A 19,852-nucleotide genomic window follows, 5' to 3' on the forward strand; every position below is an offset into this window, starting at 1 on the left:
CGGCTGAGGGCTACTTCGCCTCGGCCTTCTGCAGCTCGGCCAGCTCCTCGTCCGACTCCCGGCCCGGGGTCGGGAGGTTGAACTTGGTGATCGCGAAGCGGAAGACCACGTAGTAGACCACCGCGAAGCAGAGGCCGACCAGGACCAGCAGCCAGGGCTTCGACGCGATACCGAGGTTCAGCAGGAAGTCGACCAGGCCCGCGGAGAAGCCGAAGCCGTCCTTCATGCCGAGCGCCCATGTCAGGGCCATCGACACACCGGTCAGCACCGCGTGGATCGCGTACAGCACCGGGGCGATGAACATGAACGTGAACTCGATCGGCTCGGTCACACCGGTGACGAACGAGGTCAGCGCGAGGGAGAACATCATGCCGCCGACGACCTTGCGGCGCTCCGGACGGGCACAGTGGACGATCGCGAGGCAGGCCGCCGGGAGGGCGAACATCATGATCGGGAAGAAGCCGGTCATGAACTGTCCGGCGTTCGGGTCACCGGCCAGGAAGCGGGCGATGTCACCGTGGGCGCCGTTGTACTCGCCCGCCTGGAACCACGGGAAGGAGTTCAGCAGGTGGTGCATGCCGACCGGGATCAGCGCACGGTTGGCGACACCGAAGATGCCCGCGCCGACCGCGCCCGAGCCGACGAGCCACTCACCGAAGTTGTGCAGGCCGGCGCCGAGGACCGGCCAGATCAGACCGAAGACGATACCGATGAGCAGACCCGCGAAGGCGGAGAGGATCGGGACCAGACGGCGCCCGCTGAAGAAGCCGGCCCAGTCGGGCAGCTTCGTCCGGTAGAACTTCTGGTACAGCAGGGCCACGACTATGCCCATCACGACACCGCCGAGGACACCGGCGTTGACGGGGGCGTCGCTCATCACGATCTTGCCGTCGGCCACGCTCGCGACCTGGGGCAGGTTGCTGTCCGTGAAGGTGGCGAGCACCTTCTGGAAGACGAGGTATCCGGTGACGGCGGCCAGGGCCGTCGAGCCGTCCGACTTCTTCGCGAAGCCGATCGCGATACCGACGGCGAACAGCAGCGGCATGTTGTCGAGGATGGCGCCGCCGCCCGCGGCCATGTAGCCGGCGAGCTTCGTGATGAAGGTCGGGAACGACTCGCGTCCCAGCATGTCGCCGTTGCCGAGGCGGACCAGGAGCGCGGCAGCCGGCAGCACGGCGACCGGCAGCATGAGGCTACGGCCGATGCGCTGCATGACGGCCATCGCGCCGGCGCCCTTCTTCTTCTCGGCCGCGGGTGCGGTCTCAGCCGTGGTCATCAACATCCTCCATGGGGCACGGTGCCGCCCGGGTCATTGATGCGGGGAGGCGGCGACTCGACAGACGCGGCAGACAGCCGTGGTCTGGACCACTCAGTGGTGTAGACCAGTTTTAGCACGGTGAGGGTTAGATAAGGAACCTGCGATTCCCTGCTGATTCGCGGTAGCAGACCCGGCACGTTCGGTGACATGCGCAAGGCCCCCGGACCGGGCGGTCCGAGGGCCTTGCGTGACCGGGGCGGAACCCGGTCTACCTGCTACTTCGTGAGATCCTTCTCGATCTCCCTCTCGATCTCCTCCGGTTCGCGGCCCGGAGTCTTGAGGTCGAACTTGGTGATCGCGAAGCGGAAGATCACGTAGTAGATCACGGCGAAGCACGCGCCGATCGGGATGATCAGCCACGGTTTGGTATCCAGATGCCAGTTGACGACGTAGTCGATCAACCCGGCCGAGAAGCTGAACCCGGCATGCACCCCCAGCAGCCAGGTGATGCCCATCGAGGCCCCGGTGAGCACCGCGTGCACGCCGTACAGCAGCGGCGCGACGAACATGAACGAGAACTCGATCGGCTCGGTCACCCCCGTCACGAACGAGGTCAGCGCCACCGACACCATCAGGCCGCCCACCTCCTTGCGGCGCTCGGGCCGCGCGGTGTGGGTGATGGCCAGGGCCGCGGCGGGCAGGCCGAACATCATGATCGGGAAGAAGCCCGAGGTGAACTGGCCGGCCGACGGGTCCTCGGCGAAGAACCGGGAGATGTCGCCCTGGACGGTCGCGCCGTCCGCCCCGGTGAACTCACCCGCCTGGAACCAGAAGAACGTGTTCAGGAACTGGTGCATGCCGATCGGGATCAGCAACCGGTTCGCGAAGCCGAAGATCGCCGCACCCCACGAGCCGAGGTCGATGAGCTGCTTGGAGAACCAGGTCAGCCCGTCACCCACCGGCTGCCACAGCAGCCCGAACAGCACGCCCAGGATCACGCAGAGGAACGCCATCAGGATCGGCACCAGGCGCCGGCCGTTGAAGAAGCCGAGCCAGTCCACCAGCTTGGTGCGGTGGTAGCGCTGCCAGACCACGGCGGTGAGCAGGCCGATGAGGATGCCGCCGAGGACGCCGGGGTTCTGCGGTTCGCCGTCGGGCAGCTCGTCCGTGACCGTGCCGTCCATGGGGAAGGCGGTGAGGACGCCCCGGTAGACCAGGAACCCGACCACGGCCGCGAGCGCGGTGGAGCCGTCCGCCTTCTTCGCGAAGCCGATGGCCACACCGATGCAGAAGAGGAGCGGCAGGCCCAGCTGGCCGTCGAGGATCGCGGTGCCGCCGTTGAGCAGGACCTTGGAGGTCTTCTCCCAGAAGGCGCCGTCCAGATAGGAGTCGAGGAGGTTCCCGAGGCTGACGAGAAGACCCGCCGCCGGGAGGACGGCCACCGGGAGCTGGAGGGACCGGCCGACCTTCTGCAAGCCCTGGACCGGCCCGTTCCACCATTTTGGCTGCGGTGCCGCAGCGGCGCTCGAACTCATCGGCGTCCTTCCCGGAACAAGCCTCGTTTGGCGGTCGTTGGAAACTGGTGTAGACCAGTTGCGTCACGGTCCGGGGCCCGCCCCGAAGTCAGGGCACCGGTGATCGTTATCTTTGGTGATAGTCCGTTTACTCGCCCGCGAAGTTGGGCCAACCGTGCGTTACCGTGACGAAACGGACCCGCAGCGGGCGTCCCGTCAGCACGCGAGAACCAGGGAGAAGCACATGGCCACCAAGGCTGAGAAGATCGTCGCCGGGCTCGGCGGCATCGAGAACATCGACGAGATCGAAGGCTGCATCACCCGCCTCCGTACCGAGGTCCACGACGCCAGCAAGGTCGACGAAGCCGCCCTGAAGGCCGCCGGCGCCCACGGCGTCGTCAAGATGGGCACCGCGATCCAGGTGGTCATCGGCACCGACGCCGACCCCATCGCCGCCGACATCGAAGACATGATGTGACCGGCTGACACCCCGACGCCGCGCACCGCAGGCCCCTCACCTCAACCGGTGCCGGGGCCTGCGTCGTACGTACGCTCCCGGCCCCACCGCACCCGAACGGACCCACCCCCGCCACCCGATAAAGTCGGCCCCATGTCTCGCATCGACGGCCGCACCCCCGAACAGCTCCGCCCCGTCACCATCGAACGCGGCTGGAGCAAGCACGCCGAGGGCTCAGTCCTCATCTCCTTCGGCGACACCAAAGTCTTCTGCACCGCCTCCGTCACCGAAGGCGTCCCGCGCTGGCGCAAGGGCAGCGGCGAGGGCTGGGTCACCGCCGAGTACTCCATGCTGCCCCGCTCCACCAACACCCGCGGCGACCGCGAAGCCGTACGCGGCAAGATCGGCGGCCGCACCCACGAGATCAGCCGCCTGATCGGCCGCTCCCTCCGCGCCGTCATCGACTACAAGGCGCTCGGCGAGAACACCATCGTCCTGGACTGCGACGTCCTCCAGGCCGACGGCGGCACCCGCACCGCCGCCATCACCGGCGCGTACGTCGCCCTCGCCGACGCCGTCGCCTGGGCCCAGGGCAAGAAGATCGTCAAGGCCGGCCGCAAGCCGCTCACCGACACCGTCGCCGCCATCAGCGTCGGCATCGTCGACGGCACCCCGCTCCTCGACCTCTGCTACGAGGAGGACGTCCGCGCCGAGACCGACATGAACGTCGTCTGCACCGGCGACGGCCGCTTCGTAGAGGTCCAGGGAACCGCCGAGGGCGCCCCCTTCGACCGCAAGGAGCTCGGCTCGCTCCTGGACCTGGCCACCGCGGGCTGCGTCGACCTGGCCGCACTCCAGCGTGACGCACTCGCAACCACGCAGAACGCGTAACGACTCACCCTCCCCGGGTAAAGAAGCAACCAAATACGTACGACAGAGCGTCGTTACGAGCACGGGCGCACGGGTCGAACCGTGCGCCCGTCCGCGTACCGATCCCGGGGAGGGACCGCACCATGGCTTCGCGCCGCCACCAACGCCTCGCACTCGCCACCGCCGCCACCTTGCTGACGCTGGCCACGGCCGCCGGCTGCGCCGGCCTCGACAAGGCCCTCGACTGCGTCCGCACCGCCGACGCCATCGCCACCAGCGTCGGCAACCTCCAGAGGGCCGTCTCCAGCGCCTCCGAGGACATCACCCAGGCATCGGAAGCCCTCGACGACATCGACCGCGAGCTCAAGAACCTCGGCGACACCACGGACAACGCCGACCTCTCCAAGGCGGTCGACGACCTCCAGGCCGGCGTCACCAACGTGCGCGAGTCCATCGAGAGCGGCGACGCCACCCCGGACATCACCCCGGTCACGAACGCGGCGACGGAGATCGGCAAGGTCTGCACACCGTAGGGCCCACCGGCGCGACCCGGCCATAATCGGTGCATGACGCGCCTGATCCTCGCCACCCGCAACGCCGGGAAAATCACCGAACTGCACGCCATCCTCGCCGACGCGGGACTCGACCACGACCTCGTCGGCGCGGACGCGTACCCGGACGTCCCCGACGTCAAGGAGACCGGCGTCACCTTCGCCGAGAACGCGCTCCTCAAAGCCCACGCCCTGGCCCGGGCCACCGGCCACCCGGCGATCGCCGACGACTCCGGCCTCTGCGTCGACGTCCTCGGCGGCGCCCCCGGCATCTTCTCGGCCCGCTGGTCCGGCACCCACGGCGACGACACGGCCAACCTCAACCTGCTCCTGGCCCAGCTCGGCGACATCGCGGACGCCCACCGCGGGGCGTACTTCACCTGCGCCGCCGCCCTGGCCCTCCCCGACGGCACCGAACGCGTCGTCGAGGGCCGCCTGAACGGCACCCTGCGCCACGCCCCGTCGGGCGGTTACGGCTTCGGCTACGACCCGATCCTCCAGCCGGAGGGCGAGACCCGCACCTGCGCGGAACTGACCCCGGCGGAGAAGAACGCGATCAGCCACCGCGGCAAGGCGTTCCGGGCGCTGGTGCCGGTGGTGCGGGAGTTGGTGGGGTAGGCCGGAGACGGAAAAACGGCCTGCGCATCAGGGCTTCGATGCGCAGGCCGTTCTCGGTGCGGCGGAAGGGATTCGAACCCTCAAGCCGTTTCACGGGCCACAGATCCTAAGTCTGCTGTGTCGCCAGTTGCACCACCGCCGCCAGACGCATGTCATCGTACCGGGCGAGGCGGCCTGGCCGGTGTGAGAGTTCCCTGATCCGGAAGGGGCACCCAGGGGGGAAGGCCTCAGAACTTCGGCTCCGGCGCCTGCGCGTGGACCAGTTCCGCCGCCTCCTCGTCCGTCTCCACCGACGGCGGGGAGCCGATCAGGGGCTTCTGGGCCGTCTCCTTCATGCAGGCGACCGCGATCACGCCGATCAGGGCCGCCGCCATCGCGTAGTACGCGGGCATCAGGTTGGAGCCCGTCCAGCTGATCAGGGCCGTGATCACCAGCGGGGTCGTGCCGCCGAAGATCGACGCGGAGAGGTTGTAGCCCACCGACAGGGACCCGTAGCGGACGTTCGTCGGGAACAGGGCGGGCAGGGCCGCGGACATCGTGCCGAGCATGCAGACCAGCGAGAGGCCCAGCAGCAGCATCCCGACCGTGATGGGGAGGATGCCGTCGATCCGGATCAGGAGGAACGCGGGCAGGGAGAGGAAGAGGAAGCCCAGCATGCCGGTCATCAGCAGCGGCTTGCGGCCGAAACGGTCGGAGAGCTTGCCGATCTGGGCGATGATCGTCATCAGGAACAGCATCACCGCCAGCAGGATCAGCAGCCCGTGCGTCTCGCTGTAGCCGAGCTCGTCGGAGAGGTACGTCGGCATGTACGACAGCAGCATGTAGTCGGTGATGTTGTAGGCGCCCACCAGGCAGATGCAGAGGATCAGCGTCGGCCAGTACTGCCGGAAGATCTTCGCGAGGTCGCCCTTGGCCGTGGACTCCACGCCGTCCGCCGCCTCGCTCGCGTGCGCCGTGCCGCCCTCCAGCTTCTGGAAGGCCGGGGTCTCGTCCAGGCGCAGTCGCAGGTAGAGGCCGACCAGGCCCAGCGGACCCGCGACGAGGAAGGGGATCCTCCACCCCCAGGCCTCCATCTGCGCGTCGTTCAGGAGGGCGTACAGGGCCGTCACGAGGCCCGCCGCGCCGACGTAGCCGGCCAGGGTGCCGAACTCCAGGAAGCTGCCGAAGAAGCCGCGCCGCTTGTCGGGGGCGTACTCGGCGATGAACGTGGACGCGCCTCCGTACTCACCGCCCGTCGAGAAGCCCTGGAGCATCCGGAAGAAGATCAGCAGGACCGCGGCCCAGACGCCGATCGTCTCGTGCGAGGGGATCAGGCCGATGGCGAACGTGCCGACCGCCATCAGGATCATCGTCAGCGCGAGGACCTTCTTGCGGCCGACCTTGTCACCCATCGGGCCGAAGAACATGCCGCCGAGCGGCCGTACGAGGAAGGCCACGGCGAAGGTCGCGAAGGAGGAGAGGAGCTGGGTCGTCTCGTTCCCGGACGGGAAGAACACCTGTCCGATGGTGACGGCCAGGTAGGAGTAGATGCCGAAGTCGAACCACTCCATGGCGTTGCCCAGCGAGGCCGCCTTCACCGCGCGCTTCACCGCCGCGTCGTCCGTGACGGTGATGTCCGTACGGCGCAGCTTCGGGTTCTTGCGCTTGCGGACCGCCCGGAAGAGCGTGGGGTGGCGTTTGACCGCTTGGGGGTCGGCCGCCTGGTGGGGGTCGGGGGCCGCCATTGGCCGGGTCCTTTCCTAGCAGGGTGTTCCAGGAAAGGCTTCTGCGCGGTCGTGGCGGTCGCAAACCGACTTCACGGACCGATGCGATGTCCCTCACATGATCTCGACATCGTTCCGGGGCGGGAGCAGGGCTGCACCTGGTCCGCCGCCGTACGGGAGGGCGTCCGTGCCGCCTCGCCCCGGATGGCCCATCCGGGGCGAGGCCGAGCTGGGAGCGGCCGGGTCAGATGCCCAGGTCCCTGATGATCTTGGCCACGTGGCCGGTCGCCTTGACGTTGTAGAAGGCGTGCTCGACCTTGCCGTCCTCGTCGACGACGACGGTGGAGCGGATGACGCCCGTCACCACTTTGCCGTAGAGCTTCTTCTCGCCGAAGGCGCCGTACGCCTCCAGGGTCTCCTTGGACGGGTCGCCGACCAGGGTGACCTTCAGGTTCTCCTGCTCGCGGAACTTCGCGAGCTTCTCCGGCTTGTCGGGGGAGACGCCGATGACGTCGTATCCGGCGCCCGCGAGGAGGTCGAGGTTGTCCGTGAAGTCGCAGGCCTGCTTGGTGCAACCGGGGGTAAGAGCAGCCGGGTAGAAGTAGACGATGACCTTGCGGCCCTTGTGGTCCGCGAGCGAGACCTCGTTGCCGTCGGCGTCGGGAAGGGTGAAGGCGGGAGCGGGGTCGCCGGGCTTGAGTCGCTCGCTCATGTGGTTCTCCTCGGATGGTGCACGGGGCGGACGGGACCGAGCGTAATAGGGGTGCCGCCGGGTGCGCGGGGGTTCGAGCTGACAGACTGTCGACGAAGGTTCAGATGAAGGATTACCGGAGACACGACCACGGAGGCGGCGCAGTGTCGGATGCCAGGACCCCTGCGCAGATCGAGGCGGACATCATCAGCAGGCGCGAGCAGCTCGCTGTGGTGCTCGACGAGATCGGGGTGCGGGTACACCCGAAGACGATCATCGGCGACGCGAAGGCCAAGGCGGCCCAGACCGTGGACCGCACGGCCGGCCGCGCGTTCGTCATGGTGAATCGCTCGGTGTCACAGGTGAAGGCGCAGTTCGTCGCGGTGGACGGCTCGCCGCGGCTGGAGCGGGTGATTCCCGCCGCGCTGCTGGTGGTGGGTGTGGTGGGGCTGCTCACCGTCTCGAAGCGCCGCCGCGGGTGACCGGTCTCCGCCGGGAGGCGCTCGGGGCGCACGGGCCGCACAGCCCCCTCGGGCGCGCGCGCCGGGGCGGTGACGGTAGGTTGCGGGCGTGAGCGACACAACCCACGACATCACCCGCGGCAGCACCCACGACGACAAGCTGCCCATCCGCATGCTGCACGACCGTGTCCTGGTGCGGAACGACACCGCCGAGGGCGAGCGGCGCTCCGGCGGCGGAATCCTGATCCCGGCGACGGCCGCGGTGGGCCGTCGGCTCGCCTGGGCCGTGGTCGTCGCGGTCGGTCAGAACGTGCGGACGGTGGAGCCCGGGGACCGGGTGCTGTACGACCCCGAGGACCGTGCCGAGGTCGAGGTGCGGGGTGTGGCGTACGTGCTGATGCGCGAGCGCGACCTGCACGCGGTGGCGGCGGACCGGTTCGAGGGTTCGGTGGACTCGACCGGGCTGTATCTGTAGGCCTCCCGAGCGCAGGAGTGCCTGGTGACCATGGTCACCAGGCACTCCTGCCGTTCCTTGCTACGGTGGAACCACCCCGACGAGACGCGCCGTACCGGGCAGGCAAAGACGACGCATCCGTGTCCGTTCACGCGCTCGCGTGTTGTCGTCGGAGGTTCTCGTGGCCTGGGTTCTGTTGATCGTCGCCGGTCTGCTCGAAGTGGGCTGGTCGATCGGGATGAAGTACACCGAGGGGTTCACCCGGCTCTGGCCGAGCGTGTTCACCGGCCTCGGGATCGTGGCGAGCATGGTGCTGCTGTCGCATGCCGCGAAGACCCTGCCGATCGGGACGGCGTACGGGGTCTGGGTCGGCATCGGCGCGGCCGGTGCGGCGGTCCTCGGCATGGTCGTGCTGAACGAGCCGGTGACCGCCGCCCGGATCTTCTTCGTCTGTCTGCTGCTGGTCGCGGTGGTGGGTCTCAAGGCGACCTCCGGGCACTAGGAGCGCCGGCAGGGCGTGTTCACTCGCCCGGGTCGCGGGCGCCGCGGACCCCTTCGATGAAGCTGCCGCCGAGGGCACCCGTATCGCCGTCGCCGTTGTCCCCGTCGGCGCCGCCCTCCGTGCCGGTGCCCATTCCGCCGTCGCCGGTGTCCCCGGTCGTTCCGCCCCCGTCCGTATCTCCTGTCGCGCCGCCGGTGGTCCCGGTGCCGTTGTCGTTGCCCGGTGGGGCGGACGAGGCGGGGGCGGTGGGGGCCGACGGGGTGGTGGTGTCGCTCGGGGGGCTGGGGGAGGTGCTGGAGGGGGAGCCGTCCGGGGTGTCCGGTCCGGTGACGGTGTCGGTCCCGTCCTCGCCCGGCTCCTGGGGTTCGTCGGAGCCGGGGGCCGTCCTGAGGTCGAACTCCTGGGCGGGGGAGGAGCGCAGGGCCGCTTCCGTGTAGGCGGCCCAGGTCTCGGCGGGGACGCCGCCGCCGTTGACGCGGTCCAGGCCGAGGGCTCCGTACAGCGGGGTCTGGGTGCCGGAATCGGGGTCCTGGCCCATCACGGCGACGACGGTCGCGAGGTCGGGGGTGTACCCGGCGAACCAGGCGGCCTTGTCCTCCTCGGCGGTGCCCGTCTTGCCGACGGCGGGGCGGCCCGCGGCCTGGGCGGCGGAGCCGGTGCCGCCCTCGACGACGGAGCGGAGGAGGGCGGTGGTGGTGTCGGCGGCCTCGCGGCTGACGGCCTGTTCGGTCTTCCGGTCGGGCAGCTCGATCTCGGTGCCGTCCTTGGTGACCTTGTCGACGAGGGTGTACGGGCCGTGCCGGCCGTGGTTGGCGAGCGTCGCGTACGCCTCGGTGAGGTCCAGGACGCTGGCGGTGGCGGGGCCGAGCGCGATGGAGGGGGAGGCGGTGAGGTCGGGCGTGGTCTTCGGGATACCGAGGGCGATCGCGGTCTCCTTGACCTTCTCGGGGCCGACGTCCTGGGCCATCTGCGCGTAGACGGTGTTGACGGACTTGTCGGTGGCGGTGCGGACGGTGATCTGCCCGTAGTCGACGTCGTCCTCGTTGGCGGGGTCGTACCCGGTGGAGCCCTGGGGGCCCTGGACGGTCCGCTTGTTGGTGCCGTCGTAGTACGTCTCCGGGGTGATGCGCCGGCCGTCCTGGGTGGTGGAGTCGTTGGCGACGGCGGAGGTGAAGACGAACGGCTTGAAGGTGGAGCCGACCTGGTAGTCGCGGCGGGTGGCGTTGTTGACGTACTGCTGGGTGTAGTCGATGCCGCCGTACATCGCGACGACCTCGCCGGTCTCCGGCACGATGGAGGCGCCGCCGACGCGGACGTATCTGTCGGGCTCGCGGTCGCCGCTGCGCTTCTTCATCACGTTGTTCTTGACCGCCGCGACGAAGGCGTCCTGCTTCTTCTTGTCGAGGGTGGTGGTGATGCGGTGGCCGCCGGTGGCGAGGGTCTTCTCGTCGATGATCCCGTTTCCGGTGAGGTACTGCTCGACGGCCTGCACCAGGTAGCCGCGCTGACCGGAGAGGCCGGTGGAGGGCTTGGCCTCGCCGGGTACGGGGAATTCGGTCGTCGACCGTTCGCCGGAGTCGAGCCAGCTCTCCTTGACCATGCCGTCCAGGACGTAGTTCCAGCGGCTCAGGGCGGCGGGCTTGCTGTCGGGGTGGGCGACGACGTCGTACGCGCTGGGGGCGTTCAGCAGGGAGGCGAGGTAGGCGGCCTCGGCGGTGGTGAGGTCTTCGACGTTCTTGCCGTAGTACGCCTGGGCGGCGGCCTGGATGCCGTAGGCGTTGCGCCCGAAGTAGCTGGTGTTGAGGTAGCCCTCGAGGATCTGGTCCTTGCTCTGCTCGCGGTTGAGCTTGATCGCGATGAAGAACTCCTTGGCCTTGCGGACGACGGTCCGTTCCTGGCCGAGGTAGTAGTTCTTGACGTACTGCTGGGTGATGGTGGAGCCGCCCTGCTTGCCCTTGCCGGTCACGGTGTTCCAGCCGGCCCGGAACATGGCCCGCACGTCGACGGCGGGCTGGTTGTAGAAGTCGCGGTCCTCGGCGGCGAGTACGGCCCGCCGGACGTCGGAGGGCACCTGGGAGAGCTTCACCTTCTCCCGGTTCACCTCGCCGTCGCGGGCCAGGACGGTGCCGTCCTTGTAGAAGTAGACGTTGGACTGCGCGTCGGCGCCGGCGTTGGCGGCCGGGATCCCGATGAGCTGGTACCCGGCGAAGAACCCGCCGACGAGCAGGAGACCGGCGACCAGGACCGACCCGAGTACCATCCGCCAGGTCGGGAAGAGGCGGCGCCAGCCGGTCCGCCTGGGGCGCTTCGTGCGCCCCTTCCTGCCCGGTGCCTTGCTCTGCGCTCCTTGTGCGCCCTCGTCGTCCCCGGGGCTCGCGGAGGCGGCTGAGGGGTCCCGTGGGGCCCACGTCTGGTGCTCGTCGCTCATGTCGGTGAGGGCTCCTCGGGTGCGGTCGGTGCTCCCATAGTGCCCGTTTCGCCGGGAAACCCTCGTATCATCCTTCGATCTCCCCCGTTCTCCCGTACCCAGAACCCCGGAAAAGCGGTCGCGGCCGCCCTCTTCGGTGCTCTAAGGTCGTGCGCTTTGGTGTCCGGAGCCGGAAGCGGGACCTCCCCGACCGGCGGCGGCGGGGGGAGAGGGGGCGGCGTGCGGCTGTACGCAGTGGTGGCGGCGGGCGGGTTCCGGCGCTACGCCACGTACCGGACGGCGACGGCCGCGGGGGTGTTCACCAACACCGTCTTCGGCTTCATCCTGGCGTACACCTACATCGCCCTGTGGGACGCCCGCCCGCAGCTCGGCGGGTACGACATGTCCCAGGCACTGGCGTACGTCTGGATCGGGCAGGGCCTGCTGGCGGCCTGCGCCATGATGGGCGGCGGCTTCGAGGACGAGCTGATGGAGCGGATCCGCACCGGGGACATCGCCGTGGACCTGTACCGCCCGGCCGACCTCCAGCTGTGGTGGCTGGCGGGGGACCTTGGCCGGGCGGCGTTCCAGCTGATGGGGCGAGGGGTGGTGCCGATGCTCGCGGGGGCGCTCGCCTTCGACATCGCGCTCCCCGGCTCGGCGTGGATCTGGCCGGCGTTCCTGCTCTCCGTCCTGCTGGGCGTCGTCGTGAGCTTCGCCGTGCGCTACCTGGTCGCCCTGTCGGCGTTCTGGCTGCTGGACGGAGCGGGCGCGACCCAGATGGCCTGGCTGCTGGGGCTGTTCTTCTCCGGGATGCTGCTGCCGCTCCCGCTGTTCCCCGGGTTGCTGGGCGAGGTGGCCCGGCTGTTGCCGTGGTCCTCGCTGCTCCAGATCCCGGCCGATGTGTACCTCGGCAGGCACACGGGGTGGGGGCTGGTGGAGGCGTACGCGTTCCAGGGCGGCTGGGCGGTGGCGCTGCTGCTGGCGGGGCGGCTGCTCCAGTCCGTGGCGACGAGGAGGGTGGTGGTGCAGGGTGGCTGAGACGGTGGCTGTGCGGCCCGAGGGGAGCCGGGAACCGGCCGGCTTCGCGTACGAGGAGCGGCCGCGGCTGCTGGAGGGGCTGCGGGCGTACGGGCTGATCGTGGCGATGTGGGTGCGCTCGACGATGGCGTACCGGGCCTCGTTCGTCATGACGACGTTCGGGAACCTCGCGGTGACGGCGTTCGACTTCCTCACGATCGTGCTGATGTTCACGCACGTCGACGCGCTGGGCGGCTACACGCTCCCGGAGATCGCCCTGCTGTACGGGGTGTCGGCGACGGCGTTCGGGCTGTGCGACCTGCTGCTGGGGTCGATGGAGCGGCTGGGGCGGCGGGTGCGGGACGGGACGCTGGACACGCTGCTGGTGCGGCCGGTCCCGGTGCTGGCGCAGGTGGCGGCGGACCGGTTCGCGCTGCGCCGGATCGGGCGGATCGCCCAGGGTCTCGCCGTGCTGGTCTACGCGCTGGCCACCCTGGACATCGCGTGGACGCCGCTGAAGGTGGCGATGCTGCCGGTGATGGTGATCAGTGGTGCGGCGGTCTTCGGGGCGGTCTTCGTGGCCGGGGCGGCGTTCCAGTTCGTCGCGCAGGACGCCTCGCAGGTGCAGAGCGCCTTCACGTACGGCGGGGCGACGCTGCTCCAGTACCCGCCGACGATCTTCGCGAAGGACCTGGTGCGCGGGGTGACGTTCGTGGTCCCGCTGGCCTTCGTCAGCTGGCTGCCCTCGCTGTACGTGCTGGACCGGGAGTATCCGCTGGACCTTCCGCGGTGGGTGGCGTTCCTGACGCCGGTGGTGGCCGTGGGGTGCGGGGCGCTGGCCGGGCTGGCGTGGCGGGCGGCGCTGCGGACGTACCGGAGTACGGGCAGTTGAGGGAAGGGGAGTTCGGCATGCTGGAAACATCGGTCGGAGCGGTGGGGGAGGGTACGGGCATGGGCCACGACGGCTTCATCACCCTCGACGGCGTCGAGAAGGTCTTCCAGGTCCGCCGGAAGGCCGGTCTGCTGCGCCGGGAGCGGCATGAGGTGCGGGCCGTGGACGGCATCAGCTTCCAGGTCGCGCGGGGCGAGATGGTCGGCTACATCGGCCCGAACGGGGCCGGCAAGTCCACCACGATCAAGATGCTGACGGGCATCCTCACTCCGAGCGGCGGCCGGCTGCGGGTGGCGGGCATCGACCCGTCCCGGGAGCGTACGCGCCTCGCGCACCGCATCGGTGTGGTCTTCGGCCAGCGGACCACCCTCTGGTGGGACCTGCCGCTGCGCGACTCGTACCGGCTGATGCACCGCATGTACCGCATCCCGGACCGGCGATACCGCGACAACCTGGACCGATGTGTCGAACTCCTGGACCTCGGTGAGCTGTTGGACGTACCTGTACGTCAACTGTCCCTCGGTCAGCGGATGCGCGGCGACATCGCGGCGGCGCTGCTGCACGATCCGGAGGTGCTCTACCTGGACGAGCCGACGATCGGGCTCGATGTGATCTCCAAGGCCAAAGTGCGGCGGTTCCTCAAGGAGTTGAACGCGGAGCGCGGGACCACGGTCCTGCTGACGACGCACGACCTGACCGACATCGAGCAGCTGTGCCGCCGGGTGATGGTCATCGACCACGGCCGACTGATGTACGACGGTTCGCTCGCCGGTCTCCACGAGGTGGGGGAGAGCGAGCGGATGCTGGTGGTGGACCTGGAGCGCGAACTCCCGCCGATCGAGCTGACGTCCGGCGGACCGGGGCCGGAGGCCGGGCCGCTCGTGCGGGTGGTCAGGGTGGAGGGCCCGCGCCAGTGGCTGGCCTTCCCCGCCTCGACGTCGGCCGCCCCGCTGGTGGCGCGGATCGCGGCGGAGTACCCGCTGATGGACCTTTCGGTACGGGAGCCGGACATCGAGGCCGTGATCGCGCGGATGTACGAGGCGGCGACGCCCTGAGGGGTTCGGTGTGAGCCGACGCGTGCAGGTCCTGGGTCTGCACGTCTGTGCCGGGACCGGGTGCGTTCAATAGGGTGCGTGGTATGACAGGTGAACGTCCGGACATGCGTGCCTCCGATGCGGAACGTGAGCGGATCGCCGAGGTGCTGAGGGAGGCCGTGGCCGAGGGCCGGCTGGAGATGGACGAGTTCGAGCAGCGCCTCGAAACGGCCTACACGGCCCGTACGCACGGGGAGTTGGAGCCGCTCGTCCGGGACCTTCCGGCACCCGGCACGGCGGTGGCCCCGGTGGGCTCCTCGGCGCCCGCCCCGCTGCGGGGCTCCGCCGCGAACTGGCCCGCGCGGATCGGTGGCACGGCCACCTCCAAGGGCGGGTTCGCGCTGTGGGGCGGCTTCAACCGCAGGGGCCGCTGGACGGTGGGCCGGAAGTTCACCGCGTTCGTGCTGTGGGGCGGCGGCGAGATCGACCTGCGCGAGGCGGACTTCGAGGACCGCGAGGTCGTCATCCGCTGCATCGCGATCATGGGCGGCGTCCATGTGACGGCCCCGCCGGAGCTGAACCTGGACGTCCGGGGCGTCGGCATCATGGGCGGCTTCGGCGAGGGCCCGAACGAGGACGGTGAGACCGTGCCGGAGGCCCCGCGCGTCACGATCACGGGCCTGGCCCTGATGGGCGGCGTCGGGGTGGAGCGCAAGCGGACGAAGGCGGAGCGCCGCCGCCTGAAGGAGGCGGAGGAGGCCGAGCGCGCGGTCCGCGAGCGGCAGCGGCTGGACGGCCCGGACCAGGGACCGGGAGGCGGCGGCCGCAAGGAGCTGGGCTGAGCCGGCTGACCTGCCCGTCCCCGTACGTCGCCTCCCCCGTCCCCGTACGTCGCCCTCCCTCTCACATCACAGCTCGTCGGACTCCCGCGTGCCGGCCCGCTCCAGGGACGGCAGGTCGATCCGCTCGCCCAGCGCCCGGTACCCGGCGTCGTTGAAGTGCACGCCGTCGCCGGAGTCGTAGGCCGCGAGGAGCCGGTTCGGGGCGGAGGGGTCGCGGACGACCTCGTCGAAGTCGACGTACGCGTCGAAGACGGTGCCCGTCCGGATCTGCTCGTTGACCGCGAGCCGTACGGCGTTGCGCTCGGGCGTCCAGGTGCGGAAGCCCTCGAACGGGGTCAGGGTCGCGCCGACGACCGTCAGGCCGCGGGCCCGCGCCTGGTCGGTGAGGGCGCGCAGGCCCGCCACGATGCGCCCGGCGTCGGTCTCCTGCGGGGCCTGCTGTATGTCGTTGATGCCGAGGGCCACGATCACGGTGCGCGCCCCGGCGACCGAGAGCGCGTCCCGCTCGAACCGGACGAGACCGGCCTGACCCGACGTGCCCTGGATGAGGAGCCGGTTGCCCGCGATGCCCGCGTTGGCGACCCCGTACCGGCCGCCCAGCCGGTCCGCGAGGACGTCGGGCCAGCGGGTGTTGGCGTCGGTGGTGGAGCCGCTGCCCGCGGTGAGGGAGTCCCCGATGACGGCGATGGTGCCCGGTGCGGACTCGTTGCGGACGTCCACGGCGGTCAGGTAGCGCCAGCTGGTGGTGGACCAGGTGCCGCGGCTGTCGGCCAGGTAGGACGTCTGGTGGCTGTTCGGATGGTAGGTGACCGGGCCGCCCGGGCGCGGGGTGCGGAAGCCGACCTCCAGGTCGGAGTCGGGCGCGACCGGCACGACGACCGGGTCGCTGACGACCTGTCCGCCCGCCGCGATGGCGATGGAGGTGGCGCCGTCGAAGGTCACCCGGCGGGTGTTGACGGTGGCCTGGTCGACGAGGAGCGGGACGGCGCCGAAGAGGTTGGAGAGCGTGATGCGTGCGGCGTCCCCGCCGGCGCTGGTGTGCACGACGTTACGGATGGTGCTGCCGGGGAAGCCGTTGTCGGTGTTCGGCTCCGGGCCGACGGGTGCCGTGGTCCAGGTGGCGATCCAGTTCCCGCCGACGTCGGCGGGCGCGACGGGGTTGCGGGCCGCCTCGTGCGTCTCGGCGGGAGGAGACGGGGCCTGCTGGCGGCCGGAGAGGAGCGTCGTGCCGAAGACGGTGGCTGCGGCGAGTACGGCGGTGCCCGCCAGTAGGGCGATGAGCAGGGCATACCCCTGGCGCCTGGGCATGTGCGGTGGTTCTCCTCGTGATGATCGTGCTGGTCCCATGATGCGACAGGCCGCGGGGAACTCGACGTGCGGCCCGGGAGTAGGGGAAGTAGGGACAATGCGTACGTCGCGGGGGCGAGGGGCCCGCGGACGGCTGGAACGGCTGGAACGCCGGGAACGGGTGGGACGGGTGGGACGGGTGGAGCGCATGGGACCGACCGGTTCCGGAGAGCAGGACGCGGTGCAGCAGCCAGGGCAGGACCCGGACCCCGGGGCAGGCGGGTCCGGAACGCGGACCGGGGCCCGTAAGGAGCTGGGCCCGGGGACGGCGGGCGCCCCCGGTGCCGGTGCCGGGACGGGCGCCGCGCCCGGCCCGCTTGCCTCGTTCGCGTACACCGCCGCTGACGAGGAGAAACAGCGCGGCGTCCGGCGCATGAAGCTCACTGCGACCGGCCTCCTTCTGCTCGTCGCACTGGTCTATGTCCTGGCCACCTGGGCGGAACACTCAGGTGTGAAGGGCTGGCCGGGCTACGTCGCGGCGGCTGCCGAGGCGGGGATGGTGGGCGCTCTGGCGGACTGGTTCGCCGTGACGGCGCTCTTCCGGCACCCGCTCGGCCTGCCCATCCCCCACACCGCCATCATTCCCACCAAGAAGGATCAGCTAGGACAGTCCCTCGGTTCCTTCGTTGGCGAGAACTTTCTCTCCGGAGACGTCATTCGTGACCGAATTCACGCTCTGGGGGTCGGTCGGAGGGTCGGTGCGTGGCTTTCGGAGCCCGCCCATGCCGACCGGGTGACCGCCGAGTTGGCGACGGCGCTGCGCGGCGCGCTGACGGTGCTGCGGGATTCCGACGTCCAGGCGGTCGTCGGCGAGGCCATCACGAGGCGGGCGAACGCGGCGGAGGTCGGCCCCGGCCTCGGCAAGATGCTGGAGCGGGTCGTGGAGGACGGCGGCCACCGCAAGGTCGTCGACCTCGTCTGCGTACGGGCGCACGACTGGCTGGTGGAGCACGGCGACTCGGTGATGGACGCGGTGCAGGGCGGGGCGCCGGGCTGGACGCCGCGCTTCGTGGACAAGCGGGTGGGCGAGCGGGTCTACAAGGAACTGCTGCGGTTCGTCACGGAGATGCGGGACATGCCGGGCCACCCGGCACGCGGCGCCATCGACACGTTCCTCACCGACTTCGCGGCCGACCTCCAGGCCGACGCCGACACCCGGGCCCGGGTGGAGCGGCTGAAGTCGGAGATCCTGGGCCGCGGTGAGGTGCAGGACGTCATCGCCTCGGCATGGTCCTCCGTCCGTACGATGATCCTCGCGGCGGCCGAGGACGAGCGCAGCGAACTCCGCCTGCGGGCCCGGGCGTCCCTGATGTCGCTGGGCGCCAAGCTGGCGAGCGACGAGCGCCTCCAGGGCAAGCTGGACGGCTGGCTGGAGGACGCGGCGGTGTACGTGGTCACGACGTACCGGGCCGAGATCACCTCGCTGATCAGCGAGACGGTGGCGAGCTGGGACGCGGACCAGACGTCGAAGAAGATCGAGGCGCACATCGGCCGCGACCTGCAGTTCATCCGCATCAACGGCACGGTGGTCGGCGCACTGGCGGGGCTGGCGATCCACACGGTGTCGCGGGCGCTGGGAGGCTGAGCGGCTTCACGGAGCCCTTCGCTGAGCCTGTGGGTTCCGGGTGCGTACCCGTCCTGTCGTACGGGTACGCACCCGGCTTACGCGGGGGAGTTGCCCGGTATTACGGGCGTGGCGCGGCGGGTGTTCACCGCGAGGCGGATTTCCTTGGGGAGCCCTCTTCTCCCCTGGAATACGAAGGGGAGGGGCGTCAGATGAGGACGATCACGAGGAGGATCACGGTGACCGGCGAGGGCCAGGCCGCCCCGCCCGTGCGCCTGCACTGCACCGACAGCGGCGGCGACGGTCCGCCGCTGCTCCTGCTGCACGGCTTGGCCGGCCACAGCGGCGAATGGGACGCGCTGGCGGCCCGGTTCGCGCCCACCCACCGGGTGGTCGCGTTCGACGCCCGGGGCAGCGGCGCGAGTACGCGGCGCCCGGGGGACGTCTCCCGGGCGGCCCATGTACGGGACGTGGTCCAGGTCGCCCAGGCTCTCGGCCTCCCCGCCGGGCAACTGGTCCTGGTGGGCCAGTCCATGGGCGGGATCACCGCGCTGCTCACGGCGGCGGCCCACCCGGAGCTGGTGCGCGCCCTGGTCCTGGTCGAGGCGGGTCCCGACGGCCCCAGCCCCTCGCTGCCGGACACCATCGGCGCCTGGCTGGACTCGTGGCCGGTCCCGTTCCCCGACGCGGAGGCGGCTGCCGCGTTCTTCGGCGGGGGAGCGGCGGGCCGTGCCTGGGCGGCGGGTCTCGTCCCGGGCCCCGGGGGCCTGCACCCGCGTGTGGACCGGGACGTCATGGTCGCCTCGGTCCAGGAGAACGCCCACCGCGACTACTGGGACGCGTGGGACGAGGTGCGCTGCCCGGTGCTGGTGGTGCGGGCCGGGAAGGGGATGCTGAAGCAGCAGGAGGCGGACCGGATGGCCGAGCGCCGTCCGGGGACGCGCATCGTCGTGGTCCCGGACGCCGGGCACGACGTGCACCTGGACGCCCCGGGGGCGGTGTTCGGGGAGGTGGCGGCGTTCCTGGCGGAGGTGGGCCCGGCGGCGGCGGTATAAGGTCTGGACCCCTCACCCGAGGGGGGCCTCATGCCTGTACGTACGACTGCCCGCAGCGGCGTGCACAGCACCACGACCACCACCGCAACAGGGCCCCGCGCCACGGTAGTTGCGATCCTCGCGGCGGCCGCCCTGGTCTCCTGCGCCCAGGGGAGTACCGATGGCGGCCTCGGCGCCGACCCGTCCGCATCGTCCGTCACGGCGTCGCCGTCGGCCGACCCGGTGGAGAACGCCGATCAGGCCGAGCAGGCGGCCGGTGAGGCCACGGCGGAGCCGACCGCGCCCGCCGAACCGGCCCCCGAGCTCGTACGCGACGCCTTCGCGACGCTCCAGGCCAGCTGAACGAGACCTGCACGCCGGGCGCGGGGGACTGCGCCTACTTCCTCGGCCGGGTCACCCGGGGACTCACGGCGCTGGACGAGGCCATGCGCGCGGACCCCAAGGGGCCGGGCCACTTCAAGCAGCCGCTCGCGGACATGAAGGTCCTGTTCGGCAAGCTGGGCGAGGACCGGTCGACGCCGCACCTGGAGAAGTACTTCTCCGAGATCGTCGGGACCCGTGACGGCATCAACACATGGATGCAGGACCATCCGGACGACTACCGCTGAGGGT

19 protein-coding genes, 1 tRNA gene, 1 pseudogene and 1 riboswitch are annotated in these 19,852 nt (G+C 70.5%); of the genes and pseudogenes, 14 read left to right on the forward strand and 7 right to left on the reverse strand.

The genetic code is table 11. The features are described 5' to 3' along the window. Positions 1–10: 10 nt before the first annotated feature. Entirely contained in the window at positions 11–1,276 is a 1,266-nt protein-coding gene (locus AMK21_RS00570) for a PTS transporter subunit EIIC (RefSeq protein WP_073872989.1), read from the reverse strand. 257 nt (positions 1,277–1,533) lie between these two features. After that, positions 1,534–2,793: a PTS transporter subunit EIIC gene (locus AMK21_RS00575; protein WP_073872992.1), complete on the reverse strand. Its 1,260-nt coding sequence runs from the start codon at positions 2,791–2,793 to the stop codon at positions 1,534–1,536. A 223-nt stretch (positions 2,794–3,016) separates the two neighbouring features. On the opposite strand from AMK21_RS00575, the gene AMK21_RS00580 reads away from it, so the two are divergent. From AMK21_RS00580 to rdgB, 4 genes are all read left to right on the forward strand, one after another. After that, positions 3,017–3,250 (forward strand): glucose PTS transporter subunit EIIB, encoded by a 234-nt coding sequence (locus AMK21_RS00580; RefSeq protein ID WP_015608814.1) that lies wholly within the window; start codon positions 3,017–3,019, stop codon positions 3,248–3,250. Positions 3,251–3,382: 132 nt separating this feature from the next. Continuing rightward, complete coding sequence (gene rph, locus AMK21_RS00585; protein ID WP_015608813.1) at positions 3,383–4,120, forward strand: ribonuclease PH; 738 nt, start codon at positions 3,383–3,385, stop codon at positions 4,118–4,120. Between the two features lie 122 nt (positions 4,121–4,242). Next, a complete protein-coding gene (locus AMK21_RS00590; protein ID WP_073872999.1) occupies positions 4,243–4,632 on the forward strand; it encodes a hypothetical protein in 390 nt (129 codons plus the stop codon). A gap of 33 nt (positions 4,633–4,665) precedes the next feature. After that, entirely contained in the window at positions 4,666–5,268 is a 603-nt protein-coding gene (rdgB, locus tag AMK21_RS00595) for an RdgB/HAM1 family non-canonical purine NTP pyrophosphatase (RefSeq protein ID WP_073873003.1), read from the forward strand. 57 nt (positions 5,269–5,325) lie between these two features. Here rdgB and AMK21_RS00600 read toward each other — a convergent pair. From AMK21_RS00600 to bcp, 3 genes are all read right to left on the reverse strand, one after another. Continuing rightward, positions 5,326–5,410, reverse strand: a tRNA-Leu gene (locus AMK21_RS00600). Positions 5,411–5,495: 85 nt separating this feature from the next. Next, positions 5,496–6,992 carry a glycine betaine/L-proline transporter ProP gene (gene proP, locus AMK21_RS00605; protein WP_073873007.1) on the reverse strand — a complete coding sequence of 499 codons (1,497 nt, stop codon included), beginning with the start codon at positions 6,990–6,992 and terminating at the stop codon, positions 5,496–5,498. 223 nt (positions 6,993–7,215) lie between these two features. Further along, positions 7,216–7,683 (reverse strand): thioredoxin-dependent thiol peroxidase, encoded by a 468-nt coding sequence (bcp, locus tag AMK21_RS00610; RefSeq protein WP_015608808.1) that lies wholly within the window; start codon positions 7,681–7,683, stop codon positions 7,216–7,218. Between the two features lie 143 nt (positions 7,684–7,826). Between bcp and AMK21_RS00615 the strand changes: the two genes are divergently transcribed. The 3 genes from AMK21_RS00615 (at position 7,827) to AMK21_RS00625 (ending at position 9,079) form a co-directional block, all read left to right on the forward strand. Further along, a complete protein-coding gene (locus AMK21_RS00615; RefSeq protein ID WP_073873011.1) occupies positions 7,827–8,144 on the forward strand; it encodes a DUF3618 domain-containing protein in 318 nt (105 codons plus the stop codon). An 88-nt stretch (positions 8,145–8,232) separates the two neighbouring features. Next, the gene (locus tag AMK21_RS00620; RefSeq protein ID WP_073873014.1) at positions 8,233–8,598 is read left to right on the forward strand and encodes a GroES family chaperonin; all 366 of its coding nucleotides are present in this window, start codon (positions 8,233–8,235) and stop codon (positions 8,596–8,598) included. Positions 8,599–8,645: 47 nt separating this feature from the next. Then, a riboswitch (guanidine-III (ykkC-III) riboswitch) is annotated at positions 8,646–8,716 on the forward strand. 42 nt (positions 8,717–8,758) lie between these two features. Then, positions 8,759–9,079, forward strand: a complete 321-nt coding sequence (locus AMK21_RS00625; RefSeq protein WP_056798402.1) for a DMT family transporter — start codon at positions 8,759–8,761, stop codon at positions 9,077–9,079. Positions 9,080–9,098: 19 nt separating this feature from the next. On the opposite strand, the gene AMK21_RS00630 is transcribed toward AMK21_RS00625, so the two are convergent. Further along, complete coding sequence (locus tag AMK21_RS00630) at positions 9,099–11,507, reverse strand: transglycosylase domain-containing protein (protein ID WP_073873018.1); 2,409 nt, start codon at positions 11,505–11,507, stop codon at positions 9,099–9,101. 219 nt (positions 11,508–11,726) lie between these two features. Between AMK21_RS00630 and AMK21_RS00635 the strand changes: the two genes are divergently transcribed. From AMK21_RS00635 to AMK21_RS00650, 4 genes are all read left to right on the forward strand, one after another. Beyond that, on the forward strand, positions 11,727–12,527 hold the full coding sequence (locus AMK21_RS00635; RefSeq protein WP_073873022.1) for an ABC transporter permease: 801 nt from the start codon (positions 11,727–11,729) through the stop codon (positions 12,525–12,527). Continuing rightward, positions 12,520–13,398: an ABC transporter permease gene (locus tag AMK21_RS00640; protein ID WP_073873025.1), complete on the forward strand. Its 879-nt coding sequence runs from the start codon at positions 12,520–12,522 to the stop codon at positions 13,396–13,398. Before AMK21_RS00635 ends, AMK21_RS00640 begins: the two co-directional genes overlap by 8 nt. Before the next feature lie 17 nt (positions 13,399–13,415). Next, positions 13,416–14,453: an ABC transporter ATP-binding protein gene (locus tag AMK21_RS00645; protein ID WP_073873029.1), complete on the forward strand. Its 1,038-nt coding sequence runs from the start codon at positions 13,416–13,418 to the stop codon at positions 14,451–14,453. Between the two features lie 104 nt (positions 14,454–14,557). Continuing rightward, the gene (locus AMK21_RS00650) at positions 14,558–15,274 is read left to right on the forward strand and encodes a DUF1707 SHOCT-like domain-containing protein (RefSeq protein WP_073873033.1); all 717 of its coding nucleotides are present in this window, start codon (positions 14,558–14,560) and stop codon (positions 15,272–15,274) included. Positions 15,275–15,340: 66 nt separating this feature from the next. On the opposite strand, the gene AMK21_RS00655 is transcribed toward AMK21_RS00650, so the two are convergent. Then, positions 15,341–16,582: an SGNH/GDSL hydrolase family protein gene (locus AMK21_RS00655; RefSeq protein ID WP_073873036.1), complete on the reverse strand. Its 1,242-nt coding sequence runs from the start codon at positions 16,580–16,582 to the stop codon at positions 15,341–15,343. Between the two features lie 187 nt (positions 16,583–16,769). Here AMK21_RS00655 and AMK21_RS00660 point away from each other — a divergent pair, with 187 nt between their 5' ends. The 3 genes and pseudogenes from AMK21_RS00660 (at position 16,770) to AMK21_RS36995 (ending at position 19,848) form a co-directional block, all read left to right on the forward strand. Beyond that, the gene (locus tag AMK21_RS00660) at positions 16,770–18,206 is read left to right on the forward strand and encodes a DUF445 domain-containing protein (RefSeq protein WP_234421786.1); all 1,437 of its coding nucleotides are present in this window, start codon (positions 16,770–16,772) and stop codon (positions 18,204–18,206) included. Between the two features lie 191 nt (positions 18,207–18,397). Next, positions 18,398–19,240, forward strand: a complete 843-nt coding sequence (locus AMK21_RS00665; RefSeq protein WP_073873043.1) for an alpha/beta fold hydrolase — start codon at positions 18,398–18,400, stop codon at positions 19,238–19,240. 30 nt (positions 19,241–19,270) lie between these two features. Beyond that, a pseudogene (locus AMK21_RS36995) lies at positions 19,271–19,848 on the forward strand (hypothetical protein). Positions 19,849–19,852: the final 4 nt, after the last annotated feature.

The sequence above is a fragment of the Streptomyces sp. CB00316 genome, assembly GCF_001905595.1.
In the GTDB taxonomy this organism is placed as follows: Bacteria; Actinomycetota; Actinomycetes; order Streptomycetales; family Streptomycetaceae; genus Streptomyces.